Here is a 22308-nt window from a genome sequence, read left to right as displayed (position 1 = left end):
AAGTTGCGAAATTATATAAATTCTATGAGAAAATACATGTTACTTCTTTTAATTGATTTAATTTAATTTCCAGCATATTTCTAACTTATTAATTAAAATGATATGGAAAAATTACAGTTAAGTTTTCCTCAAGTTTCTGAGGAAGTTCAAAAGAAAATCTATGGAGGAACTGACTACTATGGTGAGTACATAGAAGACGAATGGGATTATTATGAAGATCTTTTTGATGGCTATGATGGTGAGGATGAGCATTATGAAGATTATGACGATTATCATAATAATAATAACAATGATAACAATAATAATGATTCTAGCTCTAATTCATCAGGCTCTAGCTCATCTGGATCTAGTAGTGGAGGTGGTCAGAATTATGATTACGATTACGGTTATTAATTAATCATTTTTTCATAAAAGGCAAGAAATATTAATATGTTTCTTGCCTTTTAAAATTTAATTTAAATCTAAAATATATTTAATTTTTTTCTAAAATTTTAATCAATTTAAATGATTTCAATAGATGAAATAATCCAGGAATAATAATTAATCCACCAACGATTAAAGAAATTCCGAGTACTCGAATTACTGAGTCAGGTGCAACATCTTCAAGAAGACTCATACTGTCGTTTTCAATTAAAAGTAAATGTGGGAAATGAGGAATTAAAGCTACAGCGATAATCAGTATCACTTGCAATCCTGCATAAATTCTGCTATTAATTCTATTTCCTTTTTTCACGGCAAACCATAGGGGAATTAATCCTAAAGCAGAAAGAAGAATCATTCCTACGCTAATAGGGTTTTTAATAATTCCATTTACAAAATAAGTATCAGTAATATATCCGTAAGCAATTGTAATGAAGCCAAGTAAAACTACAACAATTGTAGCAATTTTAGCTTTTCTAACATATACAGGATATCCTTCTTGATCAGCTTCACCAATTAATAATACAGCAGATAAGAAAGCACATAAACTAGCAAAAAATAGCCCGACTAAGAACGAAAACATATTAAACCAAGGTGTAATATAAGCTTCAGCAAAAGATGGTATAATAGTATCAGTTGGTAATATAATTTTACTAGAAATCATTCCGCCAAAAATCATCCCAAGGAAAATCGGCGTAACTAAACTAGAAACACGAAATAACCAATTGTAAATACGTTGAGATTTATCCACATAAGCATCATAATGTCTAAAAATAAAAGCAACACCACGTAAAGTAATTCCAATTAGCATTAAAGTAATAGGAATATGTAAAGAAGTAACCATTACTTTATAATATTGAGGAAAAGCAACCCAAAGAATTACAATTAAAATGATAATCCAAATATGGTTTGCTTCCCAAACGGGTCCCATCACTCTATAAATTGTCTTTTTAGTGATTTTCTGATTATCTTCAGAAGAAAATAATTCAATAATTCCAGCACCAAAATCGGCGCCACCCAACAAAACATATAATAAAAGAGAAAAGGCTAAAAAAAATAAAACAACAGCTATCATACACTTAATTTAGGTGAGTTATTTAATGATTTTATCTGTCTGCTTAACAACCAAGCTACGGTTACAGTTAAAATAGAATACAAGAAAACATACAAATAAAAACTATACTGAATTCCTGGCATGGGAGTTACAGCATCTTTAGTTCTCATAATTTTGTGAATAATCCAAGGTTGCCTTCCAACTTCAGTAACAATCCAACCAGCTTCTAAAGCAATGAATCCAGTAGGAGCTAAAAAAGCAAATAATTTCCAGAACAGTTTTTTATCTAACCATTGTTTTTTCTTGCTGTTTACAAAGAAAAAGAAAACTCCAGCCATGAGTAAAAGTCCGCCTAAACCAACCATGATTTGAAATGCATAATGTACAATAGCAACATTTGGAATTTCATCTTCAGGAAAGTCGTTTAAACCTTTTACTTCAGCATCAAAGTCACCAAAAGCTAAAAAAGACAAAGCTTTCGGAATTTCAATTTTGTATTTAACTTCTTTTTTCTCTTGATCTACAATTCCACCGATATATAAAGGAACACCTTTAGAAGTTTCGTAGTGTGCTTCCATAGCGGCTAATTTTACAGGTTGGCGTTGCGCAACATCTTTTGCAGAAATATCTCCGCTAATCGGTTGTAAAATTGCTGCAATTGCCCCAAATGTAATAGCTATTTTAAAAGCTTTCTTATGAATTTCAGTTTGTTTATTCTTTAAAATCTGAAAAGCATGAATACCGGCCACTGCAAATCCAGTTGCTGTAAAAGCAGCTAAAACCATATGTAAAGCTTGTGTAAACCACGCTGGATTAAGTAATGCTTTTACTGGATCAATATTTAAGAATTGTCCATCAACATAATCAAAGCCAGATGGAGCGTTCATCCAACCGTTAGCAGAAACTACTAAAATTCCAGACGCAACACCTGCAATTCCAACAATAACTCCTGTAAACCAATGAAATTTTGGAGAGATTTTATCCCATCCATATAAATAAAAACCAAGAGCAATTGCTTCAACAAAAAAAGCAGCTCCTTCAAGAGAAAAGGGCATACCGATTATAGGTCCGGCATGTTCCATAAATTCGGGCCATAAAAGTCCTAGTTCAAAGGAAAGTGCAGTACCCGAAACTGCACCAGTTACAAAGAAAATGGCAACACCTTTTTGCCATACTTTAGTTAATTTTAAATATACTGGATTTCCTGTATTCAACCACTTTTTGTGAGAGACAATCATAAAAAAAGGCATAACCATTCCGATACAGGCAAAAACAATATGAAAAATTAGCGTGAATGCCATTTGAAGTCTTGCAGCATCTATATTTTCCATAACGAAATGTTTAAAAGATAAGTCTTGTAAATTTACGAAATAATCAACTTTTAAACTAGTTATAAGACCTCAAAAAAGCAATGTTTTTAATGGTGATTTCACATTGTTTTTTATTTAATTAATTTGTTAATTATTGAGTATTTTATTAGTGATTTCGAATAAATTTCTATTCTTTTGATTGGTTAAAAGTATAACGAATATATTATTAGTTTTATCTCTAGTAACTAAACATTCAAAATTACCAGAAGATCCGTGATGATGATGAATATTAATATCATTATTCTTCCAAGAACAGCTTCCTAAAGGTGCTTGTGTATGTGTTTCTTTATTTGCTTTTTGAGATAAGAAGCGCATGGATTCTTTAGAGATGATTTCAAAATCATCTAACTTTTTCAGCCATAAATAAAGTCCATTCACATTAGAAGAGATTAGTTCATTTTTTATAGCAACTTTATAAGGATCGTCTTTAAAATCTTTATTGAAAGGCATAGCCATGTTTTCTTTATCTAAAAAAGGGAACTGATCTTTTATTTTAATTCCTTCTATTTGATAAGGATTTAACATGTTTTTAGTTAAGTACTCTTCAAAAGATAACTTCGTCACTTTTTCAATAATCTTTATTAGTAAAACCGGACTCATATTGGTGTATAAATAATCTGACCCAGGTGTAAACTTTAATTTGCTTACATTCTTAATATCCTCAAATAAACTTTTGTCTGTAGGAATAATTTGATTTGAAAAATAATGTTTCCAATTTACCTTTGGTAATCCACTTGAATATTGAAGTAAATGCTTGATAGTTATTTTAGCACTCCATTGAGGCAATTCTGGTAGGATTTTATGAATAGATTGATTAATTGTTAATTTATTATTTTCTACTAATTGCATTATAGCAACAGCTGGGAATTCTTTATAAATGGAACCCATAAGAAATTTAGAATGTATAGACAGTTGAGTTTGTTTATTACTAGTGGCATAGCCTAATGCTTTTTGATATATAATCTGATTATCTTTTATAACTAGTGCAGAACCGTTAAAAGTACCGTTAGTAAAATATGAGTTGAACAAACTATCAATAGCATGATCAGTTCTTTGGCTGAACCCTGTTATTGAAAAACAAAATATATATAGAAAGAATAATGGTCTCATTTCAAGTGTTTTTTAAGAAGACTTGAAACAAACTATAATGTTACTCTTTTTTTTAAATTATTTATTTGTGATAAGTCAGATGTGTAGTGCTTACAGGAATTAACTCATATAGACCATTGTATATAGCATATGCTTTTTGAGTAGTTGTTGCACAGGTTTTTCCTAGAGCATCATAATTAGATTCTACCATAAGAATCTCATTTTTTTGTCCGCCTTTTTGGTTAGGGAAAATATATTCTATCCAAGGTTCTGGTCCATCACAATGCGAATTTTCTAGTTGAGGTAGTTTTATAATATTTCCATCTTTTGTAATACACAGATAATGAGAAATTAAAGTAGAACAACATGCCGTATGAGAAGTAGTAATACGAACTACTTGTTTTATGTTATTGAAGTTATTAGTATTTAAAACATGAACTGAAGTTTCATCGTAAGACATTAAGTTTACAGATAATTCTAAGATGGTATTATTGTCTTTGTCTTTTAAAAAGATTGGTAAGTTTTGATTTTCATGAGGAAATTTGTCCCAGTATTCTCTTCGAGTTGTTGAATCGATTTCAGTGATGTAGAAATCATCAGTTTTTTCAAATTGTTGGCTAAAAGTATTTAATCCTAAAAACAAAGCGAATACGATTACTAAATTTTTCATTTTGTTGATTTTTTTAGTAAAAATATTAGCTGTTAGTTTAATATAAAATCAATATTGAGTAATCTTGATCTTTTAATGAGTGAACTTGATCGCGCAGTTATTTTACTAGTTTTATTGAATACGTTTTCTTGAAGTATCAATTTCTAGAACTTTATTTAACCCATCCGTAAAGGTCTACAGGAACTTTTTTTTCCTTGTAAAGAACCAAAAATGATTCAAGATTACTAGCAACAAAAGATACATTATCGTTATTATCAACCATAATTATTTGTTCCGTAAAACCATATTTATCGGGTAATAAGTCTATAAAATATCGATATTTATTGTCTTCATAAAACAAAACCCAAAAAGGACTTGCTTTTATAGGTATTACCTTTCGTTTATTTTTTAAAGTATCCTTAGTTTTTAAATTATCGTAATTATTATTGCTGAACTTGTCCATAATTTTCCATGAATTATTCATTATTTCATGATATTTAAGAAAAGGACCATTAGTGTTGTTGTGTAATAAAAGTAATTCTAGTGATTCGGGTATTAAATTGTTAGTTCTTTTAAGAAATTTATAGTTGTCTTTATAGGTAACTGGCCTGGCTTTTTCAATATATTCAAAATTATATTTTTTTAGGATTTGATTCCATAGTTTTTCAACTTTTTTCGGATCGTTTTTGACTTTCTTTCGTTTAAGTTTCTTGTAATTATTTAGAGTTTTTAATTTTGAGATGTAGTTATAGTCTTTATTTTCTTCAGGGGTTTGATTGTATAAAAAATCTAGATAAGGATAATTGTTATCTTCAGGATTAAAATAGAATTGTAAAAGTAAGTTCTCCTTATCTCTTTTCGTAAAGAATTTCAATGACTGATTATGAGACATTTTTAATTCTTCATTTTTATAGATTCCAATAAATATATCATTGATTCTGCTATGATAATTGTTAATTATAAAGTTTTCTAATTCTTTTATAATTAACATGTTTTTTATTGTTAAGTATATATCTGGCTCACTTTTTTCTTGAATATTTAGTAAAACTAAAAGCTTTTGTTTCTTTATCTTAGAAAATAAAGAAACTTGTTTGTTATCAAGTCCAAACTCTTTAAAATAAAAGTTTTCTTTAATGTTAGAACTAATGGAATCAATATTTTTTTCAGGTGAAAAGGACAATTTTTTTAAATCACTATAAAAGACATTTTTTAAGGAATCGTTTTTTTTATCTATGATTTTAAATTCCTCTTTAAAAGCTTTTTTTTCTTGTGAATAGTTATACATGTCAATATACGACAGTAGGCTATGAGCAATAATTAATAAACCGATTAAAAATAATCCAGAAAAATGCCATAAAGGCCTTTTTAAATTTTGAGTAACTCTGAGTTTAGTAGCATCTTTATTAATAGTAGTGCAAGAAGAGCAAATTATTTGTGTTCTTTTAGCAAGTGGAAAAAAAGGAATCCAAAAAATATGAAAATATTTAGCCATTCCAATTAATCTATGACGAGTTGTTTGATTACAAGCAGAACAATTTACTCGAATTTCTTTTTCTTTTAATTTTGAGGACCTTGTTCCAAATAAAATAAAAAACATAGCAATAATATAATGTTATTTTTCCAGCTTTAATTGAATACGTTTTCTTTTTATATCTACTTCTAAGACTTGAACTTGTACTTGCTGTTGTAAGCTTACTATTTTGTTAATATCATCAACGAAAGTATCAGATAAATTAGAAATATGAATTAGTCCGCTTTCTTTAATTCCTACATCTACAAAACAACCAAAATTAGTAATGTTATTTACTATTCCTGGTAAAACCATTCCTGTGCGTAAATCGTCTATAGTTTTTACATTATCATCAAAAGAAAATGCTTTTGCTTTTTCTCTGGGATCTAAACCAGGTTTTTCTAATTCTTTTACAATGTCTTTTAAAGTAGGTAAACCGAATTCGGCAGTAACATAATTATTCAATTTAATTTCTTTCAACTGTTTTGAGTTACCAATAAGATCTTCAGTTTTTAGTTTTAAATCTTTAGCTATGTTTTTAACTAAAGTATAACTCTCTGGGTGAACACTAGAATCATCTAATGGATTACTTCCTTGTTTAATACGTAAGAAACCCGCTGATTGTTCAAAAGCTTTTCCTCCCAAACGAGCTACTTTTTTAATATCATTTCTTGTTTTAAAAACGCCATGCTGATTTCTATGATTTACTATGTTTTCAGCAAGTTTAGGTCCAATTCCAGAAACGTAACTTAATAAAGAAGCACTAGCTGTATTTACATTTACACCAACTTTATTTACGCAAAGTTGTACTACAGTATCTAATGATTTTTTCAATTGATTTTGATCAACATCATGTTGGTATTGACCAACGCCAATTGATTTAGGATCAATTTTTACTAATTCTGCTAAAGGATCAGCTAATCTACGTCCAATAGAAACAGCTCCACGAACGGTTACATCTTCCTTAGGAAATTCATCCCTAGCAATTTTTGATGCAGAATAAATAGAAGCTCCAGCTTCATTTACAACAAATATTTCCAAAGTTTTAGCTGCTCCAATATTTTTAATAAAACGCTCAGTTTCTCTCGATGCAGTTCCATTACCAATAGAAATTGCTTCGATATTATATTTCTTAATTAAATGTTCAATTGTATATGCAGCTTCTGTAATTTTATTTTGAGGTGCATTTGGGTAAATAGCTGTATTATGTAATAATTCACCTTGTTCATTTAAACAAACTACTTTACAACCTGTTCTAAAACCGGGGTCTAAAGCTAAAATTCGTTTTTCACCTAATGGAGCTCCAAGTAATAATTGTTCAAGATTTTTCTTAAATACTGTAATCGCAGATTCATCTGCTTTTTCCTTAGCAATATTCATTGCTTCAGTAGTTAAAGAAGGTAGCAATAAACGTTTATAAGAATCATCAATAGCTAATTGAATCTCAGCACCACATTCATTATTATTTTTAATTAATTTTCGATCTATTTTTTCAAGAACTCTATCATCATCAATTGTAATTTTAACTCGAATAAAACCTTCTTTTTCTGCACGTAAAATAGCCAGTAAACGGTGAGATGGAATTCGACTTAAATTTTCAGACCAATCGAAATAATCTTTAAATTTTTGAGCATTTTCGTCATCTTTTTTCGTTTTTACAACTTTAGTTTCAATAGTAGAAAAACGTTCTAATTCTCTACGGATTAAATTACGGATATCACTACGTTCATTAATCCATTCTGCGATAATATGTCGAGCTCCTTCTAGTGCCTTATCTTCATTTTCTACACTGTCATTAATATACTTTGAAGCAATATAATCTAAGTTATCAGCACGTTGACTCATTATAATTTTAGCTAAAGGCTCTAGTCCATTTTTACGAGCAGTTTCAGCTTTAGTTTTTCGTTTCTTTTTATAAGGTAAATAAATGTCTTCTAGTGTAGTTAAGTCTTTTGCATGTAAGACTTTGTTTTTTAATTCTGAAGTTAATACCTCTTGTTCTTCTAGAGCTTTAAGAATAGTATTTTTTCTTTTTTCAAGAGCTTCAAAAGCTTCCTTTAAAGCAACAATTTCTCCAATTTCAACTTCGTCTAAATTTCCTGTTTTTTCTTTACGATAACGAGCAATAAACGGAATAGTACAATCTTCATTTAATAACTCAACTGTATTTTGAATACTTTTTTCTGAATATGAAGTTTGTGAGGATATATAGGATAAAAGTTGCATGATTGATTTCTTTTGCTGCAAAGAAACAAAAATGTGATTTGATTTAGAAAAATATCTCTTGAGCTAAACGAAATGTATTGGCATGGGCGTCTACGATGATTTTAATATCTTGAGAATATCCACCGCCCATACTACACATAACAGGTATTTTTAAATTTCTACAGGTTTGCAATACAAAACGATCACGTTCTTTACAACCTAATAAACTCACACTTAATTTACCAAGTTTATCACTTTCTAAAATATCAACACCACATAAGTAGAAAATAAAATCGGGTTGTTCTTGACTTATTAATTTGGGTAAGGTGCTTTTTAAAATGGAAAGATATTCTTCATCTTTAGTATCATTTTCTAAGGGAATATCTAGATCAGATTGTTCTTTGTGAAAAGGATAATTTGTCTTTCCATGCATAGAAAAAGTAAAAACAGAAGTATCATCTTTAAATATTTCAGCTGTTCCATTTCCTTGATGTACATCTAAATCTACAATTAAAATCTTTTTTGCCAATCCTTTTTTTTGAAGATAACGTGTAGCAATTGCTTGATCATTTAACATGCAGAAACCTTCACCACTATTAGTAAATGCATGATGTGTTCCACCTGCTATATTCATAGCAACTCCATATTCTAGAGCATATTCTGAAGCTTTCATTGTTCCATCGGCAATAATCATTTCTCGTGCAATAAGTTGTTCGCTTAATGGAAAACCGATTTTACGTTCTTCTTTTTTTGACAACGTAATATTTAATAAATCAAAAAAATATTCAGGAGTATGAACTGAAAAAAAATGCTTGTTGTTCGGAATTTCAGGTTCAAAGAAATTATCTTTTGTACAAGTTCCTTCATACAAAAGTTGTTGCGGAATTAGATCGTATTTCTCCATCGGAAAACGGTGCTTATCAGGTAACGGATGATTATAAATTTCGTGGTGTGCGATTTTTAACATTTAAAAAGCTAGAAATTTATACATGTTAGCAGATTGATCATAATAACTGTAAATCATTTTTCCATTCAATTCAAAAACATGGCTATTTTCTTGTTGCCTATTTTTTGTAACATAAGAATTTATAGTATCGTATACATTTTCTTTGATAGGAATGGAAACAAAGTTAAATTCATTATCTAAAACTCCTTTAAAATATGTAGATTTCTTATTCCTAAATGTATTTAAAATATAAGAATGCGGATCTAAAAAACCTCTGTAATTATTTACAGCATAAATAGAAACATTATCTCCCATTTTTAAACTCATCATAGGATTATGCAATGTAGCTGGCTTTTTTCCGCCAATGGTCACTATAAAATTATTATTTTGTTTCGCAACAGTAATTCCTATATCACTGTAGTATATTTTTCGAAAAAAAACTTTAGTCTGTTTTTTATTTACACTTTTGTACTCTTTGCCTTGAATTACAATTGGTACATCTTTAAAAGGTAATTTCTGTTGATAATTTAGCGTGAATTCTTTAAGTTTTTTTCCATTTTCTAGATCATATACAGCTACCCCAAGATTTTTTCTTGAGCAAGCTGTCATAAATAAGAAATTATTAAAAATGTAAGAATTTGAAGCTTTATTTCTTCCCGTAATTTCAGATAACGGTTTTTCTATTTTAATTAATGAGTGTGTACCCTTCTTTAAATTTAAAGTTAAAACTTGAGTGTAATATTTATTCTTATCGAAAACAATTTTGATGACATCATTTTCAGCATAAAGTTTTGTGTATTCAGCTGTAGTTTCAATTGAAACAGGTTGAATTTTGTTGCCTGTTTCACCATATTCAAAAGATTGAATTTTAGTTATGGTATAATCGTTATACAGGGTGTTGTATAAAAGTTTAGTTAAAGAAGTTTTTTTGTTTTTACCAATTAAAAAAGTATCTCCCTTTAAGTTGAATGTAGTATTTGTTGCTTTTTTATTATTTGTATAAGTTCTAACAACAAGTTCTGATGTTTTTTTTCTTAAAAAAACTAAGTGAGATTTATTTTGTTCATTAAAATTCTGAAGCAGGGTAAGTCCTTTTGTTTTAAAAGGATCTTTTGTGAAGACTACTGTATCTTTTTTAAAATCAAATTCTATAGTACCAAAAGTAGTAACATTAACATTAGAAACTACAAAAGAGAATTTATTATCTGGACTGTAAATTTTTCCAACAACTCCTCTGTATTTCGTGTTTTTTTTGAACTTGAGTTTCTTTTTAACTACGAATTTATCATCAGTTAAATATGCATAAATATGTTTTCGATCACTGATAAAAGTGGCAATATCATTGGTCATTTTATTTACAACAGAAAAAGAACCTTTAACAGTTTTGTTATCTGTTTGTAAAGAATGGCTAAACTCACCAATACTTTTCTGCCCAACTACAATAAAATTAAGGAATAAGAAAAAGGGGAAAATAAAAGCATTCTTCATATACACGTCTCTAAAAAAGCTAAATTACGTAATCTTTATGAAGGTTTCAAGTATCTGTGAACGAAAACAAAAATGATTTCTTATTGGTAATTTTCTATATTTGAGTATGATAATATTACCTGCGTTTACATTTCCTAACTTTAATTTATACAGTACACCTCTTTTAGTATTGGTTTTACAAGCATTGTTATTCTCAGTATTGTTAATCGTCAAATACTCAAAAAACAAAAATGTTTCGTATTTAATTTTATCAATCATTTTACTATTAGTTTCTTACCAGCAGATCTGTTATACAGTAGGTTTTATGGGATGGTATGATACCTACCGAACCACTAAAATCAACTACTGGTTAATGCCTGTTAGTTTAGTTGTAGCTCCAATGATTTATTTTTATGTGAGATCAATCACACAATCTAATTTTAAATTTAAAAAATCAGATATCAAACATTTTCTAATGATGTTGTCTTTGATTTTATTTCGAGTTTGTATTTACATTTATGATGCTTTTCAACCAGGTTTTCACGAAACTCAAAATGGAGTTTTAAAAGTAGCAATCGATGAAAAAATTATTCAGCCAATATTAGTTTTTTTAGATTTTGCAGTAATGCTGTTGTATTTGGCTTTTACGTTTCAATTATTTTACAATTACAGGAAAAAAATCAATCAATTTTTTTCTAATACTTATAAGCTAGAGTTAAACTGGGTATTGAGTTTTTTAATCGTATTTTCTATTTTGTTTTTATACGGAAGTATTCAAACTGTAATTGATGTTGCTTTTATATCGTTAAGTTATACCCAGCAATGGTGGTTAAATTTATTGATGGCAGTAAGTATGTTGTATATTGGAGTTCGTGGTTTTTTTACAGATACAGGAAAACTGAATACTGTAAAGTTTGATTTTAATGTAGAGGAAAAAGAAGTAAATCTACCTAATGAAAAAAAGAAGGTGTCTGAACAAGAAATTCAATTGATAGATGAGTACATGAAAGTAGAAAAACCATATTTAAATGCTGAGCTGAATTTATCAGATTTGGCATCAAATTTACACATGCATCGATCGCAATTATCACAAATTATTAATCAAGGTTTTGATAAAAACTTTAATGACTTTATCAACGAATTTCGAGTAAACGCTTTTAAAGAAGAGTTAAAAAAAGGATCACATAAAGAACTTTCTCTTCTAGGAATTGCCTTAGATTGTGGTTTTAATAGTAAGGCTACTTTTAATCGTGTTTTTAGAAAATTAACACAGACTTCACCAACAGAGTTTATCAAACAATTATCATTAGAGTAGTGAGTGAACAATAATTTGTTGACGAATTTATGAGGTTTGTTTTTTAACTTTTCTAGAAACTGAGAAATAAACTCAAATAAGGAATTTTTCACTCTCAACTAAAGCTTGTTACCATAGTTTAAGACGTCTCAAATCGTATTTGAGTCCTATAAATACAGGATAAGTCGTCAGTTTATGAATGTGTTTTCATCTTTGTGTCATCAAATTATAACACAAATTTTACAGATATGAAAACAATTTTCAAAACATTAATTACACCGGTTTTACAGAAACATTGGGGAATTGATTTACATTTTGCAATTATTCGTTTTATATGCGGAATGTTATTAACTATAGATTTTGGAGCAAGTAAGTTTGGAATGCCATGGACGCCTTCTGATCGAAATTTAGCTTTTTTTGAAGTTATAGCTTGGTTTCCAGAAGATGTAGAAGCTTACGGAGGAATATTCGCTTTGTTTCCTGTATTTTTTGCTTGGATGGGTGCTTTTAGTGAAGCAGTTGGAGGATTGTTTTTTGCTTTAGGTTTTAAGACTAGATTATCATCATTTTTAATTATTTGTACCATGTTAATTGCCATATTTATGCAAAAATGGAATAGCGGAACATGGGCAATGTTGCCAGCCATGGGATTTCTATGGGTAGCAACCTATAATTTATACTTAGGATCAGGAAGATTTGGAGTCGATTATTTAATTTCTAAAAAACTAAACTAATGAGAACGTTATTTATAATATCAATTTTATTCGGATTAACAAGCTGTGTACAAAAACAACACATTAAAGAAGTAACTATTAAAGTAGATACTAAAGGAATACAAGATGTTAAAACAATAGGTGTAAAAGGAAACTTTACCAGTCCAAGGTGGAAAGTAGAAATTCCGCTTACTGATGATGATAATGATGGTGTTTTTGAAGCTAAGTTAACTCAAGAAACAGCAGTAAGTTCTATTGAATTCAAATTGGTAAAGAACAATTCAATCTATGAGCTAAAAGGAAAACCAAATAGAGTTTTGAAGTTTGAATATAAACCAGAAACTATAGTTTACAAAGTGAAATATAATGATCCGGAATTTACGATTAAAAGAAATTAAAGGCCTATAAAGCTCGTCTTTCTAAACTTGTTTCAGAATCTCTACCTTTTTAAAAAGGATTAATAATGAGAAACTGAAACAAGTTCAGTTTGACTTAAATTTTATTTTAAGAAACCTGTTCTCCGTTTTTAGTATCTTTTTGAGGTTCCATAAAAGCTAAAGAACCATCTTCAGCATCTGTCATTAAAATCATTCCTTGACTTTCAACACCTCTAATTTTTCGTGGAGCTAAATTACAAAGTACAGTTACTTGTTGTCCAATAACATCTTCTGGTGAAAAACTTTCTGCAATTCCAGAAACGATCGTACGAACATCAATACCTACATCTATTTTAAGTTTTAAAAGCTTTTTAGTTTTAGCAATTTTTTCAGCTTCTAAAATAGTACCAATACGAATATCCATTTTAGTAAAGTCATCGAACTCTATAGTATCTTTTTGAGGTTCTACAGCTTTATTTGCAGCTTCATTTGCTTTTTTAGTAGCTTCTAATTTTTCTAATTGAGCTTCAATAGTTTTATCTTCAATTTTAGAGAATAATAACTCAGGCTTCCCTTCTTGAATCTTATGTCCTTCAGGTAATAAAGTATCTTTCTCAGTGATATCGTTCCAACCTAAATTTGGATCGGTTTTTAAAATGCCTTTTAGTTTTCCAGAAGTAAATGGTAAAAATGGCTCAGATAAAACAGATAATGCAGTTGCAATTTGTAAAGCAACATACATAATTGTTTTTACACGTTCTTCGTCAGTTTTAACTAATTTCCATGGCTCTTCATCTGCCAAATATTTATTTCCTAAACGAGCAAGATTCATAAACTCTTGAGAAGCTTCTCTAAATCTATAACGTTGAATCGATTTTTCAATAATATCAGGAAATTGTTGTAATTGTTCTAAAACCTCTTCATCTAATTCTGTGAACTCATTAGGTGCAGGAATAACTCCATCATAATATTTATTGGTAAGAACAGCCACACGGTTAATAAAGTTTCCGAATACAGCTACTAATTCATTATTGTTCTTTGCTTGAAAATCTTTCCAAGTAAAGTCATTATCTTTATTTTCAGGTGCATTAGCAGTTAATGTATAACGTAATACATCTTGCTGTCCAGGAAATTCTTCTAAATACTCATGTAACCAAACCGCCCAATTTTTAGAAGTGGATAATTTGTTTCCTTCTAAGTTTAAAAACTCATTTGCAGGAACGTTTTCTGGTAAAATATAATCTCCATGCGCTTTTAACATCGATGGGAAAATAATACAGTGGAATACAATATTATCTTTTCCAATAAAGTGCACTAATTTCGTGTCTTCGTTCTTCCAATAATCTTCCCAGTTTTTTCCTTCTCTTGCAGCCCATTCTTTTGTAGAAGAAATGTATCCGATAGGCGCATCAAACCAAACGTATAAAACTTTTCCTTCAGCGCCTTCAACAGGAACAGGAATTCCCCAATCTAAATCACGAGTTACAGCACGCGGACGTAATCCATCATCAATCCAAGATTTTACTTGTCCCAACACATTGGATTTCCAATCGTTTTTATGACCTTCTAAAATCCACTCACGTAAAAAAGGCTCGTGCTTATCTAAAGGTAAAAACCAATGTTTTGTTTGCTTTAACACAGGAACATTTCCAGTAATTGCAGATTTAGGATTAATTAAATCTGTTGCATTATGACTTGTTCCACATTTTTCACACTGATCACCATAACTTTCTTCATTCCCACATTTCGGACAAGTACCAATTACGAAACGATCGGCTAAAAACTGATCAGCTTCGGCATCGTATAATTGCTCAGAAACTTCTTCGATAAATTCACCATCAGCATACATCTTTTTGAAAAATTCAGAAGCTGTTTCATGATGAATTTTGTTTGAAGTTCTAGAGTAGTTATCAAAAGAAATTCCGAAGTCTTCAAAAGATTGTTTAATAATTGCATGATACTTATCAATAATCTCCGTTGGAGTTACGCCTTCTTTTTTAGCACGCATTGGTATAGCTACACCGTGCTCATCTGAACCACAGATGTAAGCAACATCATTACCTTTTAAACGTAAAAAACGCGAATAAATATCAGCAGGTACATAAACCCCAGCTAAATGTCCAATATGAATTGGTCCATTAGTATAAGGTAATGCAGCTGTAATCGTATATCTTTTAGAAGAACTCATGTTAAAATTATAATCTTATTTTGGGTTACAAATGTAGTTAATAATTCGTTTTTACTTCTTGTTTTTATAAACTATAACCGTTATAAAATCTACTTCAATATTTTTATTTAGATTTATTATAAATAAATTATCTTTGTCGAAGAAAAAATCACTAAATAATGAATTTTAAGAGTTTTATACTATGTGTTTTTGTAGTTGGAATGCTGCAAGAGCAAAAGAGTAAAAATATATTTTTAGATAGAGCTTTTTGGAAATCTAAACCAACATTAGAACTTGTAAAAACTAAAATTTCCGAAGGAAATGATCCTACAGCATTAAGCGGAAGTAGTTTTGATGCAATTTCTTATGCTTTATTGGAAACGTCCGACGTAGTTAGCAACGATATTATAAAGTATTTACTTACGATTAAAGGAAATGGAGTGAACAAATTAACTCACGATGGACGAACTTATGTTTTCTGGGCTGCCTACAAAAATCGTTTAGATTTGGTAAAATATTTAGTTGCTAAAGGAGCTAAATTAGATGTAATTGATAGTCATGGTTATACAGCGTTAAATTTTGCTGTGTCTACAGGAGTAAAGAATATAGCATTATTTGATTATCTAGTTTCTAAAGGAGTAGATGTAAAGAAAGATAAAGATTTACATGGAGCTAATGCATTATTATTAGCGATTCCTACTCAAAAAGATTTTGAACTGATTGATTATTTCGTGTCTAAAGGTTTGAGTTTAAACGATACTGATAACGATGGAAACGGAGCTATAAACTATGCTGCAAAAAAAGGAAATCAGAAAATTATTGATCAGTTAATAGCAAAAGGATTACCATACAAGAATAAAAATAAGATTGGAGGAAATGCCATGATTATGGCCACACAAGGTGGAAGAAGAGGTTATAATTCTTTAGCTTTTTTCAAATATTTAGAAGGTAAAGGAATTGCGCCAAATGTAACAACAACTAAAGGGTTAACTCCGCTTCACAACTTAGCGTATAGAAATCAAGATGTAGCTTCATTACAGTATTTCATAGACAAAGGTGTGAGTTTAGATCAACAAAATGAAGAAGGTAATACACCGTTAATGAATGCTAGTTATAGAAATTCTCTTGAAGTAGTTCAATTATTAGTAGAAAAAACAAAGAATATTAATGTTCAAAACAAGAAAGGACAATCTGCATTAACTAATTCATTAAGAAATAAAACAGCTGTAGTTAACTATTTGCTTGAGCAAAACGCAAATGTGTTTGTTGAAGATGCCAAAGGAAACAATTTAGCTTTTTATTTAGCTGCGTCTTATAATGCTAAAAAAGAAGACGAATTTGTATCGAAAATCAATTTGTTAAAAGCAAAAGGTTTTGACTTTACAAAAGCTCAGAAAGATGGAAATACATTATTCCATTTAGCTGCTGATAAAGGGAATTTACCATTATTAAAATTCTTACAGAAGTTTAAAATCGATGTGAATGCTAAGAATAAAGAAGGACAAACGGCTTTACAAAAAGCAGTAATGGTTGCTAAAAAACCTGAAATAGTAAAGTTTTTATTAGCTAATGGAGCAGATAAAACTGTGACGACAAGTTTTGATGAAACGATATACGATTTGGCACAAGAAAATGAACAATTATCAAAGTTCGATTTAAGTTTTTTAAAATAAGTAATACATGAAATTAATCACAAGAATAAGTTTAGTTCTCCTATTATCATTCACAGTTTTTGCTTTCACAATAAAGGAAACAGCAAAATACAAATGCATGATTCAGTTAAAGAATTATGATGGAGAAGGAGCATATATTGTAGTTTCTCTTTTAGATACAGAAGGAAAATATTTAGAAACACTTCAAGTATTGGGAGATGATGACGAATGGTATCATGAAATATCTGAATGGTGGGATTTTTATGGAAAAAGAAGACCAGATATTGATGCAGTTACAGGAGCAACAATTAGCGGAGGACAACGTGCAATTAAAGTGGTAGAAATTCCAACAGATAAAATTGATGCAGGTTATAAAATTCGATTTGAAACAGCTGTTGAAGATCAAGAGTATTATGCAGATGATGTTCAATTTGAATTAACTTCAGAAAACGTAAAAAGTAAGTTTGAAGGTAAAGGCTTCATTAGATATGTAAGAATGATGCCTCAAAAATAGAGGAGAAAATAATTATAAAAACTTTTTAAATTTTTGAAGTTTAATATAATATGACACTTTCAATTTGGAGATATAGTCATTTAACACTGGCTATATCTTCTTTCTTATTTATAATAGTAGCTGCAATTACAGGAGTTATTTTAGCTTTTGAACCTGTTTCTAATCAGTTAGAAACCTATTCGGTATCTCATCTTTCTGAGGTTTCAGTTGCAGAAATGATAACAGTATTACAAGAAGAATACGAAGAAGTTATTTCTGTTGAAATCGATAATAATAGTTTTGTAGTAGCGGATGTAATTACCAAAGAAGGTGAAAGTCAAACGTGTTATATTGATCCAAAAACAGGAAAAAAATTAGGAGATATTAAACCGAAAGCCTCAATTTATAAGTTTGCTACCACATTGCATCGTTCTTTATTTTTGAAAAGTATTGGTCGATTTTTTGTTGGCTTAGTTTCATTTTTATTGTTTTTAATTACAGTTTCTGGACTCGTTTTAATTCTGAAAAGACAAGGAAGTTTAAAGAAATTTTTTAATAAAGTTACTTGGGAAAATTTCTATCAGTACTTTCATGTAGTCTTAGGAAGGCTTTCTATAATTCCTTTAATCATTATAACAATATCTGGAGTATATCTTTCTCTAGAAAAGTTTAATCTTTTACCTAAAGAGAAAATCAGTCATGCTATAGATTTTGATCATTTAAAAGCTGAACCACAACAAAAGATTTCAAATTTTAAAATCTTTCAGCAAACAAAATTATCGGAACTCAGAAAAATAGATTTTCCATTTTCATCTGATGTAGAAGATTACTTTTTAGTACAAGTTACAGATAAAGAATTCACAGTAAATCAGATCACAGGAGAAGTATTAAGTGAAGTACATTATCCGTTTACAAAAGTAGTAGCTTACTACAGTTTACTTTTACATACTGGACAAGGAAGTATATTTTGGGCGATTATTTTAGCATTCTCAAGTATAGCCACTTTGTTTTTTGTGTATTCTGGATTTGCAATGACATTTCAACGCATAAAAGGAAAAACTCGAAATAAATTCAAGAAGGAAACATGTGAATATGTGATTTTGGTTGGTACAGAAAATGGAAGTACACAAACGTTTGCCAAAATGCTTTATAGAGCAATGATAAATGCTGGTAAAAAGGTTTTTATTACCGATTTAAATAAGTACACTACTTTTGAAAATATGCAACATTTAGTTGTATTAACAGCAACTTACGGAGAAGGTGAAGCTCCGTCTAATGCTTCTAAATTCTTGAAATTACTTCAAGATAAAACAATTCATAACCATCCGTTTTCTTTTTCAGTAGTTGCTTTTGGTTCGTTGGCTTATCCTAAGTTTTGTCAGTTCGGATTCGATGTTGATGCTGCTTTAACATCAAATGAAAATGCGACAATGCTATTACCAATTCATACAATAAATAATAAATCATTTGAAGCATTTTCACAATGGAAACAAGAATTCAGTAATACAAATCAAACTGAATTAAAACTCGATAAAACGATACTAACCAAAAGAAAAAAAACAGTTTTATTACCATTAGTTAGAAAAGTAACAAATGATTTCGCTAAAGAAACTTTTTTGTTAGAATTTGATTGTAATGTAAAGTTTACTTCTGGAGATTTATTAGGTATTTATCCGAATGATCAAGAACATGAACGTTTGTATTCTATCGCAAAAATTAATGATAAATTACTACTGAGTGTTAAGCGACATGAATTAGGTATTTGTTCTAACTATTTACACAATTTGGTAGCAGGAAATTCTATCAATGCGTTTGTGAAAAAGAATCCGACATTTCATTTTCCGGAGAAAGCTCCGAAAGTAATTATGATTGCTACAGGAACTGGTATCGCACCATTTTTAGGAATGATAAATGAAGCGAAATCAACAAAAGTAGATTTGTATTTTGGATTACCTAACAAAGCAAGTTTACAGATTTATGAATCTGTATTAAATGAAAAAAAATTATCGAAGATCAATTATGTGTTTTCAAGAGAAGGTGATAAAAAAGTATATGTTCAAGATGTAATTGCAGAGCAAATAGATCAAATTATTTCAGACTTACATAACGGAACAGTAATTATGATTTGTGGAGCCATAGCAATGCAAAACGCCATATTTTTAGTTTTGGAAACAGCACTTGAAAAAAACGGTAAAACTTTAAGTTATTATAAAAACAGAAACCAAATTTTGGTTGATTGCTACTAATTTTAGTTATTTGGTTGTATGAAGTTGACTACACCATCGTATCTTAAAAAAGGAGATACAGTTGCCATTATTGCTCCTGCAGGAATTTTAATAAATAGAGAAACTGTTATTAAAAAAGCAGTAGACTTACTAGAAAGTTGGGGTTTACAAGTAGTATTGGGTGATCATGTGTTTACGCAGTCAAATCATTTTGCAGGTTCAGATGAACAAAGAATCGAAGATTTTCAAAAAGCATTAGACAACCCAAATATTAAAGCGATTTGGTGTGCAAGAGGTGGTTATGGTTCTGTACGAATTATAGATCACTTAGATTTTAACCAATTTATGAAACAACCCAAATGGATCATTGGTTATTCTGATGTTACCGTTTTTCATAATCACATTCACAATTTAGGAGTTGAAACTTTACATGCGATTATGGGAACCAGTATGCAAGATGATATAGCCATAATTAACGAATCTGTAGAAACTTTACGAAAAGCTATTTTTGGTGAAGATTTAGAATATCAATTACCATCAAATCAAAATAATAGGGTAGGAGTAGTGACAGGACAATTAGTCGGTGGAAACTTAGCGATTTTAGCTTCACTATTAGGATCAAAGAGTCAGCTGAATACAACAGATAAAATTCTATTTGTTGAAGAAATCGGTGAGTATGAATATGCAATTGATCGCATGTTGTTTAGCTTAAAGCGAGCTAATTATTTCAAAAATGTTAAAGGTGTAATTATTGGAGATATTTCGAAAGTAAAAGAGAATTCAACAAAATGGGGAATGCCTATTGAAAATTTAATTTTAAATGTATTACCTGAAAATATTCCTGTGCTTTTTGATTTTCCTGCAGGACACGAACCCGACAATCGTGCGTTAGTAATGGGAAGAAGTATTGAGTTATCAGTAAAAAACAAACAAAAATCAAACATCAAGTTTATAAATGAATAAAGTAGAAGTCGAAATTTCTAATTTAGAGAAATATTAAAATGGCAAAACACAATGAACTAGGAAAAGAAGGAGAGTTACTAGCTTTAGAATTCTTAAAAGAAAAAGGCTATGAAATTCTTGAACAAAACTACAGATTAGGAAAAGCCGAAATAGATCTTATTATAACAAAAGAAAATTGGTTGATTGCTGTAGAGGTAAAAACTCGATCAACAAACTATTTTGGTAATCCTGAAGAATTTGTTAACGCAAAGAAGAAAAAAATGTTAGTTGAAGCTATGAATTCTTATGTAATTGAGCACGATTTAGATGTTGAAGTAAGATTCGATATCATCGCTGTTTTAAAGCAACAAAACGATTTCAAAATAGAACATATCGAAGACGCTTTTTTATTCTTTTAAGAAGACTTTAAGTTTTCTAATTTCATTTATTACCATAGATCAATTTTTAAGATATAAGCATAATGTAATTTTGAAAACTAGTATTAGAAGCTATAATTTATTCTAATTCTTAACCTCATATTTTCTTAAAAAACATAAAATAAATCACTATGCTTAATTTTAATTTTTACAATCCGACTCACATCGTTTTCGGTAAAGATCGATTGTCTGAACTAGCTACATTAGTTCCAAAAAATGCTAAAGTATTAATCACTTACGGAGGTGGAAGTATCAAGAAATTTGGAACTTTCGATAAAATCACCGAAGCTTTACAAGGTTTCGAAATATTTGAATTTGGTGGTATAGAGCCCAATCCACAATTAAATACATGTATCAAAGCTGCAGAGCTTATTAAAGAAAATAATATTGACTTTATTTTAGCTGTAGGTGGAGGTTCTGTGTTAGATGCAACCAAATATATTTCTATTGCGGCAAAATATGAAGGAGATGACTATACATCTTTAATTAAACATGGGTTTTCACCTATTCCTGTTGAAGAAGCTGTTCCTTTTGGATCGGTATTAACTTTACCAGCAACAGGTTCTGAAATGAATGCCTTTTCAGTGATCAGTCATGAAACTGGAAAATATGGTATTTATTCTCCTTTGTTCTATCCGAAGTTTTCATTTTTAGATCCAACATTAACATATACGCTGCCAAAGAAACAAGTTGCCAACGGAATTGTAGATACATTTATTCATGTAGTTGAACAATACATTACTTTTCCTGTAGATGCGAGATTTCAAGACAGAACTGCTGAAGGTATTTTACAGACTTTAGTTGAAATTGGAGAACAAACATTAAACAATCCAGAAGATTACGATACGAGAGCAAACTTTATGTGGTGTGCTACAATGGCGTTAAACGGATTAATCGGTTCTGGTGTTCCACAAGATTGGAGTACACACATGATCGGTCATGAATTTACAGCTAAGTTTAATATTGATCACGGAAGAACTTTAGCTATGGTTTTACCTTCACTTTTAAGAGAAAGAAAGGATAAAAAAGAAGCAAAGTTATTACAATACGCAGAAAGAGTTTGGAATATTACTGAAGGGACTTCAGATAAAAGAATTGAAGCTGCAATTCAAGAAACAGAAAAATTCTTTAATCGTTTAGGTGTAGCAACTAAGATTAGCGATTATGAAATTCAAAAAGAAGAATTGAAAGACATTGTTTCTCAATTAGAATCTAATGGAATGGTGGCTTTATCTGAAACAGGAGATTTAACTTTAGATGTTACTGAGCGTATTTTAGAGAATGCTTACTAGTTTTCT

General features: G+C 29.7%; 19 protein-coding genes. 10 read left to right on the top strand and 9 right to left on the bottom strand.

Annotation, left to right across the window (positions count from 1 at the left end; genetic code table 11):
* Positions 1–102: 102 nt before the first annotated feature.
* Positions 103–393, top strand: a complete 291-nt coding sequence (locus AQ1685_RS18510) for a hypothetical protein (protein WP_095074574.1) — start codon at positions 103–105, stop codon at positions 391–393.
* Positions 394–472: 79 nt separating this feature from the next.
* Here AQ1685_RS18510 and AQ1685_RS18505 read toward each other — a convergent pair whose 3' ends face one another.
* From AQ1685_RS18505 to AQ1685_RS18470, 8 genes are all read right to left on the bottom strand, one after another.
* Positions 473–1495, bottom strand: coding sequence for a cytochrome d ubiquinol oxidase subunit II (locus AQ1685_RS18505; RefSeq protein ID WP_095074573.1), 1023 nt, complete (start codon positions 1493–1495; stop codon positions 473–475).
* Positions 1492–2805, bottom strand: coding sequence for a cytochrome ubiquinol oxidase subunit I (locus AQ1685_RS18500; protein ID WP_095074572.1), 1314 nt, complete (start codon positions 2803–2805; stop codon positions 1492–1494). The genes AQ1685_RS18505 and AQ1685_RS18500 overlap by 4 nt, the downstream gene beginning before the upstream one ends.
* A 126-nt stretch (positions 2806–2931) precedes the next feature.
* The gene (locus AQ1685_RS18495; protein WP_095074571.1) at positions 2932–3954 is read right to left on the bottom strand and encodes a serine hydrolase domain-containing protein; all 1023 of its coding nucleotides are present in this window, start codon (positions 3952–3954) and stop codon (positions 2932–2934) included.
* 61 nt (positions 3955–4015) lie between these two features.
* On the bottom strand, positions 4016–4603 hold the full coding sequence (locus tag AQ1685_RS18490; RefSeq protein WP_095074570.1) for a hypothetical protein: 588 nt from the start codon (positions 4601–4603) through the stop codon (positions 4016–4018).
* Positions 4604–4754: 151 nt separating this feature from the next.
* On the bottom strand, positions 4755–6179 hold the full coding sequence (locus AQ1685_RS18485; protein ID WP_095074569.1) for a zinc ribbon domain-containing protein: 1425 nt from the start codon (positions 6177–6179) through the stop codon (positions 4755–4757).
* A 15-nt stretch (positions 6180–6194) separates the two neighbouring features.
* The gene (locus tag AQ1685_RS18480) at positions 6195–8318 is read right to left on the bottom strand and encodes a Tex family protein (RefSeq protein WP_095074568.1); all 2124 of its coding nucleotides are present in this window, start codon (positions 8316–8318) and stop codon (positions 6195–6197) included.
* Between the two features lie 43 nt (positions 8319–8361).
* Positions 8362–9264: a histone deacetylase family protein gene (locus tag AQ1685_RS18475; RefSeq protein ID WP_095074567.1), complete on the bottom strand. Its 903-nt coding sequence runs from the start codon at positions 9262–9264 to the stop codon at positions 8362–8364.
* On the bottom strand, positions 9265–10731 hold the full coding sequence (locus tag AQ1685_RS18470) for a hypothetical protein (protein ID WP_095074566.1): 1467 nt from the start codon (positions 10729–10731) through the stop codon (positions 9265–9267).
* A 106-nt stretch (positions 10732–10837) separates the two neighbouring features.
* On the opposite strand from AQ1685_RS18470, the gene AQ1685_RS18465 reads away from it, so the two are divergent.
* From AQ1685_RS18465 to AQ1685_RS18455, 3 genes are all read left to right on the top strand, one after another.
* A complete protein-coding gene (locus tag AQ1685_RS18465) occupies positions 10838–12025 on the top strand; it encodes a helix-turn-helix domain-containing protein (protein ID WP_095074565.1) in 1188 nt (395 codons plus the stop codon).
* A gap of 227 nt (positions 12026–12252) precedes the next feature.
* The gene (locus tag AQ1685_RS18460; RefSeq protein WP_095074564.1) at positions 12253–12738 is read left to right on the top strand and encodes a DoxX family protein; all 486 of its coding nucleotides are present in this window, start codon (positions 12253–12255) and stop codon (positions 12736–12738) included.
* Positions 12738–13115, top strand: coding sequence for a hypothetical protein (locus tag AQ1685_RS18455; RefSeq protein ID WP_095074563.1), 378 nt, complete (start codon positions 12738–12740; stop codon positions 13113–13115). The genes AQ1685_RS18460 and AQ1685_RS18455 overlap by 1 nt, the downstream gene beginning before the upstream one ends.
* Positions 13116–13221: 106 nt before the next feature.
* Here AQ1685_RS18455 and metG read toward each other — a convergent pair whose 3' ends face one another.
* Positions 13222–15282 (bottom strand): methionine--tRNA ligase, encoded by a 2061-nt coding sequence (gene metG, locus AQ1685_RS18450; protein WP_095074562.1) that lies wholly within the window; start codon positions 15280–15282, stop codon positions 13222–13224.
* Between the two features lie 158 nt (positions 15283–15440).
* On the opposite strand from metG, the gene AQ1685_RS18445 reads away from it, so the two are divergent.
* The 6 genes from AQ1685_RS18445 (at position 15441) to AQ1685_RS18420 (ending at position 22302) form a co-directional block, all read left to right on the top strand.
* Entirely contained in the window at positions 15441–16934 is a 1494-nt protein-coding gene (locus tag AQ1685_RS18445) for an ankyrin repeat domain-containing protein (protein WP_095074561.1), read from the top strand.
* A 7-nt stretch (positions 16935–16941) separates the two neighbouring features.
* Positions 16942–17427 carry a DUF2271 domain-containing protein gene (locus AQ1685_RS18440; RefSeq protein ID WP_095074560.1) on the top strand — a complete coding sequence of 162 codons (486 nt, stop codon included), beginning with the start codon at positions 16942–16944 and terminating at the stop codon, positions 17425–17427.
* 50 nt (positions 17428–17477) lie between these two features.
* A complete protein-coding gene (locus tag AQ1685_RS18435) occupies positions 17478–19652 on the top strand; it encodes a PepSY domain-containing protein (RefSeq protein ID WP_095074558.1) in 2175 nt (724 codons plus the stop codon).
* Positions 19653–19670: 18 nt separating this feature from the next.
* On the top strand, positions 19671–20594 hold the full coding sequence (locus tag AQ1685_RS18430; RefSeq protein WP_095074557.1) for a S66 peptidase family protein: 924 nt from the start codon (positions 19671–19673) through the stop codon (positions 20592–20594).
* A 38-nt stretch (positions 20595–20632) separates the two neighbouring features.
* Positions 20633–20992, top strand: coding sequence for a YraN family protein (locus AQ1685_RS18425; protein ID WP_095074555.1), 360 nt, complete (start codon positions 20633–20635; stop codon positions 20990–20992).
* Positions 20993–21141: 149 nt separating this feature from the next.
* Positions 21142–22302 carry an iron-containing alcohol dehydrogenase gene (locus AQ1685_RS18420; RefSeq protein ID WP_095074553.1) on the top strand — a complete coding sequence of 387 codons (1161 nt, stop codon included), beginning with the start codon at positions 21142–21144 and terminating at the stop codon, positions 22300–22302.
* Positions 22303–22308 lie beyond the last annotated feature (6 nt).

The organism is Tenacibaculum jejuense (genome assembly GCF_900198195.1).
GTDB classification, from domain to species: Bacteria; Bacteroidota; Bacteroidia; order Flavobacteriales; family Flavobacteriaceae; genus Polaribacter; species Polaribacter jejuensis.
Note: the sequence above shows the minus strand (reverse complement) of the source record. Positions and strands in the feature narration are given on the sequence as shown.